Origin of the sequence: Streptomyces sp. A012304 (assembly GCF_026008495.1) — a bacterium.
GTDB lineage: Bacteria > Actinomycetota > Actinomycetes > Streptomycetales > Streptomycetaceae > Streptomyces.
Genome location: NZ_BQUN01000051.1, coordinates 1 through 6,103, shown reverse-complemented (window position 1 = coordinate 6,103; position 6,103 = coordinate 1). Strand labels below are relative to the sequence as shown.

General features: G+C 70.7%; 7 protein-coding genes. 6 read left to right on the top strand and 1 reads right to left on the bottom strand.

Annotated features, from left to right (window positions below):
* The first annotated feature begins 124 nt into the window (after positions 1-124).
* Positions 125-871, top strand: a complete 747-nt coding sequence (locus ALMP_RS11915; protein WP_264926890.1) for an AzlC family ABC transporter permease — start codon at positions 125-127, stop codon at positions 869-871.
* Entirely contained in the window at positions 868-1,176 is a 309-nt protein-coding gene (locus ALMP_RS11910) for an AzlD domain-containing protein (protein ID WP_264926888.1), read from the top strand. Before ALMP_RS11915 ends, ALMP_RS11910 begins: the two co-directional genes overlap by 4 nt.
* Positions 1,177-1,203: 27 nt before the next feature.
* On the opposite strand, the gene ALMP_RS11905 is transcribed toward ALMP_RS11910, so the two are convergent.
* Complete coding sequence (locus ALMP_RS11905) at positions 1,204-2,148, bottom strand: hypothetical protein (protein WP_264926886.1); 945 nt, start codon at positions 2,146-2,148, stop codon at positions 1,204-1,206.
* A gap of 79 nt (positions 2,149-2,227) precedes the next feature.
* Between ALMP_RS11905 and ALMP_RS11900 the strand changes: the two genes are divergently transcribed.
* The 4 genes from ALMP_RS11900 (at position 2,228) to recX (ending at position 6,095) form a co-directional block, all read left to right on the top strand.
* Positions 2,228-2,422: a DUF3046 domain-containing protein gene (locus tag ALMP_RS11900; RefSeq protein WP_264926884.1), complete on the top strand. Its 195-nt coding sequence runs from the start codon at positions 2,228-2,230 to the stop codon at positions 2,420-2,422.
* Positions 2,423-2,482: 60 nt separating this feature from the next.
* Positions 2,483-3,742, top strand: coding sequence for an AI-2E family transporter (locus ALMP_RS11895; RefSeq protein WP_264926882.1), 1,260 nt, complete (start codon positions 2,483-2,485; stop codon positions 3,740-3,742).
* A 385-nt stretch (positions 3,743-4,127) separates the two neighbouring features.
* Positions 4,128-5,258: a recombinase RecA gene (gene recA, locus ALMP_RS11890; RefSeq protein WP_264926880.1), complete on the top strand. Its 1,131-nt coding sequence runs from the start codon at positions 4,128-4,130 to the stop codon at positions 5,256-5,258.
* A gap of 3 nt (positions 5,259-5,261) precedes the next feature.
* Positions 5,262-6,095, top strand: a complete 834-nt coding sequence (recX, locus tag ALMP_RS11885) for a recombination regulator RecX (RefSeq protein WP_264926878.1) — start codon at positions 5,262-5,264, stop codon at positions 6,093-6,095.
* The last annotated feature ends 8 nt before the right edge of the window (positions 6,096-6,103 follow it).

Genomic DNA, 6,103 nt, shown 5'->3' with positions numbered 1-6,103 from the left:
TCACCGACCAGCCGCACCTCAACCGCCACTTCACCCGGATCGTCGGCGTGCCGCCCGGCGCCTACCAGCGCGAGCGCAAGAACGTACAAGACGCTCGGCGGCGGCTGCTCCTACCGTCCGACACGTGGCAGAACAGACAGCACTCGCAGACACACCCGCCGGCGACGGAGGCAGGCCCGACTCCGCCGTCGTACGGGACGCCCTCGGCGTCGGGGTCGCCGTAGGACTGTCCGGATTCGCCTTCGGGGTCACCTCGGCAGGCAGCGGACTCACGGTGTGGCAGACCTGCGCGCTCAGCCTGCTGGTGTTCACCGGGGCCTCGCAGTTCGCGCTCGTCGGGGCCCTGGCGGCGGGCGGCAACCCGCTGACGGCGGCCGCGGGAGCGTTCTTCCTCGGCGTGCGCAACGCCTTCTACGGCCTGCGCCTGTCGCAGCTGCTGGCCCTCCCGCGCGCGGTGCGCCCGTTCGCCGCCCAGTGGGTGATCGACGAGACGACCGCCGTCTCGCTGGCGCAGCGCGACCGACGCGGAGCGCGGATCGGCTTCGCGGTGACGGGGCTCAGCCTGTACACGCTGTGGAACCTCACCACACTGCTGGGAGCCATGGGAGCGGAGGCCATCGGGGACACCGACGCCTGGGGGCTCGACGCGGCCGGGCCCGCCGTCTTCCTGGCACTGCTCGCGCCCATGCTGAAAACCGTCACCGAACGCCTCGCCGCCGGCCTCGCGGTGCTGCTCGGGCTCGGCCTGCTGCCCCTCCTGCCGTCCGGAGTGCCCGTTCTCGTCGCCGCGCTCGCGGCGCCGGTCGCCCTCTGGGCGGAGGGCCGCCGCGGGACCGGGGCTCACGGAGACGACACGAAGGGGGATCGTTGAACATCTGGATGGCGATCGGCGTGACCGCCCTCGGCTGTTACGCCGTCAAGCTCGCCGGGCTGCTCGTACCCGCGGGCGCCCTGGAACGGCCCCTCGTACGACGGCTCGCGGCGCTGCTGCCCGTCGCCCTGCTCGCCGCCCTCACAGCCCAGCAGACCTTCGCCGACGGGCAGACGCTCGTCCTCGACGCGAAGGCCGCCGGGCTGGCCGCGGCCGCCGTGGCGCTCGTCCTGCGAGCACCGTTCCTGCTCGTCGTCGCGGCGGCCGTGGTGGTCACCGCGGGCGTGCGAGCCATCGGCGGGTGACCGGCGGCAGCGGCGCGCTCCTCGACGTCAGCCGATGGGGCGGCCGTACGCCCTGAGGGTGCGCAGGGCCTCGATGGTCACCATGGGACGCGCCTCCAGAGCCGTGCCCGGCGCCCAGCGGCGCCACCGGATCGGCCAGCCGCCGTCCTCCTGCTGCTCGCCGGCGAGGAAGTCCAAGGAGCGCGCCATCTCGTCGTCGGTGAACCACGCGCGCGCGAGAGACCCCGGCGTACGCGCGAAGTCGTACGGAAAGTGGTGCTCGCCGGGCGCGTATCCCGGGGCGACCGGATACGTGTCCAGGCGGTCCGGGTCCAGTACGGCGAACTGCTGCTCGCGCACCAGACGGCCCAGACGGTCCGCGGCCGCCTCCGCGCGCGGGCGGTCGGGAGCGGAGTCCAGGAAGGCCACAGCGGCCTCGATCTCGTACGGGTGGGACGCCTTCAGCGCGTCCACCGCCTGCCAGCAGAAGTCCGTGGCCCGGAACAGCCACGCGTGCCAGACCTCGTTGCGGTGCAGCACACCGACCACCGGGCCGGTCGCGAGAAGCTCGCTCGGCGGGTCGTCCACGATCGGCACGAACGGGGCCGTCGGGTAGCCGCGCTGACTGGGATGCACCGCCGGAAGCGCGCCGTCCGCGGTGGAGACGGAGGACAGGTATCGGCACACCCGCTCCACCCGCTGCCCGCCACAGCGCCCGAGGGAGTCCAGCACGCGCAGGGCGCGCGCGGTGTGCAAGGGCTGGCTGACGGGGCCGCGCAGATCGGGTTCCAGCGCGTGACCGTACCCTCCGTCCTCGTTGCGGTAGGCGTCGAGCGCGGTCTCGACCGGGTCGGCGGCGCCATGGAGGAAGTGATACGCGAAGAGACGCTGTTCCAGCACGCGCGCGGTGAGCCAGACGAAGTGCTCGGCGCGGAAGAGCGGGGAGCGCGCCGGGGGCGTCGGGGGGAGTGGGGATGCTCCTGTTTCGGCCATGCGTCAGACCGTAGGGCGGAAAGCGGTCTCCGCAGGCGGTCCCGGCCAGGGCCACCCCCGGGGGCGGGATACTGATGTCATGCGGTTGACGGTCTTCTGGCAGCGGATGAACGAGCACTTCGGCGCGGGCTACGCCGACACTTTCGCGCGCGACCATGTGATGGCGGAACTCGACGGGCACACCGTGCACGAGGCGCTCGCGGCCGGCTGGGAGGCCAAGGACGTGTGGCGTGTGGTGTGCACGGTGATGAACGTTCCGCAGGAGAAGCGCTGATCCGTCACGGAGATCGCCGGGGGCTCTCCGATTGTCGGTGGCGTGGGCGAGACTTGGTCCGTGGCCACCACTGACGACACCGGGAAGACCGGCCCGCACGCATCGCCGTCGGACACGACGCCGCCCGCCAGGCCCCCGGCCGGCGGCGACGCCGTGCCGGGCGGGCGCATGCCGCGCTGGCTCCCGCGCGCGATGGTGCTCGCGTTCGCTCTCTTCGGTGCGTTCCAGCTGAGCACGTGGGCCTTCCACCAGATCACCGGCCTGCTGCTCAACATCCTCATAGCCTTCTTCCTGGCCCTCGCCATCGAACCCGCGGTGAGCCGGATGGCCGCCCGCGGCATGCGCCGGGGACTCGCCACCTTCCTGGTCTTCTTCGGACTGCTGATCGCGTTCGCGGGCTTCTTCACGCTGCTCGGCTCGATGCTCGCCGGACAGATCACCAAGATGATCGAGGACTTCCCGCAGTACCTCGACTCCGTGATCAACTGGATCAACACCACGTTCCACACCGAGCTCAGACGGGTGGACATCCAGGAAGGCCTGCTCAACTCGGACTGGCTGAAAAAGTACGCGCAGAACAGCGCCGCCGGCGTCCTGGACATCTCCGCCCAGGTCCTGGGCGGCCTGTTCCAACTGCTGACGATCGCGCTGTTCTCGTTCTACTTCGCCGCCGACGGGCCCCGCCTGCGCCGCGCCCTGTGCTCCGTGCTGCCGCCGGCCAGACAGGCCGAGGTGCTGCGCGCGTGGGAGATCGCCGTCGACAAGACCGGCGGCTACATCTACTCGCGCGGGCTGATGGCGCTGATCTCCGGCGGGGCGCACTACGTCCTCCTGCTGGCCCTCGGCATTCCGTACGCGCCCGCCCTCGCGATGTGGGTGGGCGTGGTCTCGCAGTTCATCCCGACCATCGGCACCTATCTCGCGGGCGCGCTGCCGATGCTGATCGCCTTCACGGTCGCGCCGGTGTACGCGGTGTGGGTGCTGATCTTCGTCGTGGTCTACCAGCAGTTCGAGAACTACGTGCTCCAGCCCAAGCTGACCTCGAAGACCGTCGACATCCACCCGGCCGTCGCCTTCGGCTCGGTCGTCGCCGGCACCGCCCTCCTCGGCGCGGTCGGAGCCCTGATCGCCATCCCGGCGATCGCCACGCTGCAGGCGTTCCTGGGCGCGTACGTGAAGCGGTACGACGTCACGGACGACCCCCGCGTCCACGGGCACCGGAGACGAGGCGACGGACCGTCCCTGGTCACGCGCGCACGGCGACTGTGGACCAAGGCACGGCCGGAGCGGCCGTCCGGGTCGGATCGGCAGTCCGGCTGACGCGTCGGTGACGAGCGGCAGCATGTGAGTTCTCAGAGCGGTGAGGGGCGGCCCGAGCGATGAGGTGGCAGCCCTCAGCCCCACGGTGGTGAGGGCTGCGCGTCACCCCTCACGGCCGTGGGCGGCGTTGTCGTCGGCCCGAGGGGCTCCCTTCCTGCGCCTGTGTACGCGGTCGTCGTGTGCCGCGTGGTGCGCTTGACACGAAAATCGAACATCCATTCTTATGGAGGCTCCGGCGAGGCTCTCAACGGGGTTTCTGTCCCGGTTTGGGCGGAGAAGTGCCCGAGTTATCCACAGGCTGAACCGGCGTCGAGGCGCATTGTCAGTGGCAGGCGTTAGCGTCTTTGACGTGAAGCGATCGACTCAAGCAAATCGGGTGGAACCCATGGCAGGAACCGACCGCGAGAAGGCCCTGGACGCCGCACTCGCACAGATTGAACGGCAATTCGGCAAGGGCGCGGTCATGCGCATGGGCGAGCGGTCGAAGGAGCCCATCGAGGTCATCTCGACCGGGTCGACCGCCCTCGACGTGGCTCTGGGCGTCGGCGGACTGCCGCGCGGCCGCGTCGTGGAAATCTACGGACCGGAGTCCTCCGGTAAGACCACGCTGACCCTGCACGCCGTGGCCAACGCCCAGAAGGCCGGCGGCCAGGTCGCCTTCGTGGACGCGGAACACGCCCTCGACCCCGAGTACGCGCGCAAGCTCGGCGTCGACATCGACAACCTCATCCTCTCCCAGCCCGACAACGGCGAGCAGGCCCTGGAGATCGTGGACATGCTGGTCCGCTCCGGCGCCCTCGACCTGATCGTCATCGACTCCGTCGCCGCACTCGTCCCGCGCGCGGAGATCGAGGGCGAGATGGGCGACAGCCACGTCGGTCTGCAGGCCCGCCTGATGAGCCAGGCCCTGCGGAAGATCACCAGCGCGCTCAACCAGTCCAAGACCACCGCGATCTTCATCAACCAGCTCCGCGAGAAGATCGGCGTGATGTTCGGCTCCCCGGAGACCACGACCGGTGGCCGGGCGCTGAAGTTCTACGCCTCGGTGCGCATCGACATCCGCCGCATCGAGACCCTGAAGGACGGCACCGAAGCGGTCGGCAACCGCACCCGCTGCAAGGTCGTCAAGAACAAGGTCGCCCCGCCCTTCAAGCAGGCCGAGTTCGACATCCTCTACGGCCAGGGCATCAGCCGCGAGGGCGGCCTGATCGACATGGGCGTGGAGCACGGCTTCGTCCGCAAGGCCGGAGCCTGGTACACGTACGAGGGCGACCAGCTGGGCCAGGGCAAGGAGAACGCCCGCAACTTCCTCAAGGACAACCCCGACCTCGCCAACGAGATCGAGAAGAAGATCAAGGAGAAGCTGGGCGTCGGCGTACGCCCGGAGGAGCCCGCGGCCGAGCCGAGCGCGGACGCCGCGGCCACCCCGGGCACGCCCGCGGACGACGCCGCCAAGACGGCTGCCGCTCCCGCCGCCAAGGCCGCCAAGACCAAGGCCACGGCTGCCAAGAGCTGATCCGTGACACGGCGAACGGACTGGGCCGAGTACGACGCCCACCCCGGCATCCCCCGGAAGCCGGGGATCCAGGACGGCGACGGCCTCACCCGGGGCGACGACCCGTCGGACGGACGGACGGCCGACAGCTCGCGCGGTTGGCCCTACGACGACGGCTCACTCGACGGCGGCCGGACGACGGACGGTGAGAGCCGGCGCCGCGGCGGTTTTGCGGGACATGGCGGTGAGGGCGGCCCACGGAGCGGGCGTGGGCGCCGTCGACGCGGTTTCGGAGAACCGCCCACCGAAGACGAAGGCACTTCCTCCTCGTCGAGGGCCGAGAAGGGAGAGTCTTCAGGGGACCCGGCTGAGCGGGCACGGGCGATCTGCCTGCGCCTGCTCACCGGGACCCCGCGCACCCGCAAGCAACTCGCCGACGCCCTGCGCAAGCGGGAGATCCCCGACGACGTGGCCGAGGAGGTGCTCTCACGGTTCGAGGAGGTCGGACTGATCGACGACAGCGCCTTCGCGGACGCCTGGGTGGAGTCCCGGCACCACGGCAGGGGACTGGCCCGCCGCGCACTCGCGCAGGAACTGCGCACCAAGGGCGTCGACGCGACACTGATCGACGAGGCCGTCGCCCAGCTCGACTCCGAACAGGAAGAGGCCACCGCGCGTGAACTCGTCGACCGCAAACTGCGCTCGACCCGCGGCCTCGACCGCGACAAACGGCTCCGCCGCCTCGCCGGAATGCTCGCGCGCAAGGGCTACTCCCAGGGCATGGCCCTGAGAGTCGTCCGGCAGGCGCTGGAGGAAGAGGGGGAGGACACGAAGTTCTTGGGGGACGAGGAGTTCTGAGGGTGAGG

Excerpts from the sequence above, each read along its gene's own strand:
- ALMP_RS11905 (WP_264926886.1), bottom strand. The coding sequence starts at position 2,148 with ATGGCCGAAACAGGAGCATCCCCACTCCCCCCGACGCCCCCGGCGCGC.
- ALMP_RS11900 (WP_264926884.1), top strand. The coding sequence starts at position 2,228 with ATGCGGTTGACGGTCTTCTGGCAGCGGATGAACGAGCACTTCGGCGCG.
- recA (WP_264926880.1), top strand. The coding sequence starts at position 4,128 with ATGGCAGGAACCGACCGCGAGAAGGCCCTGGACGCCGCACTCGCACAG.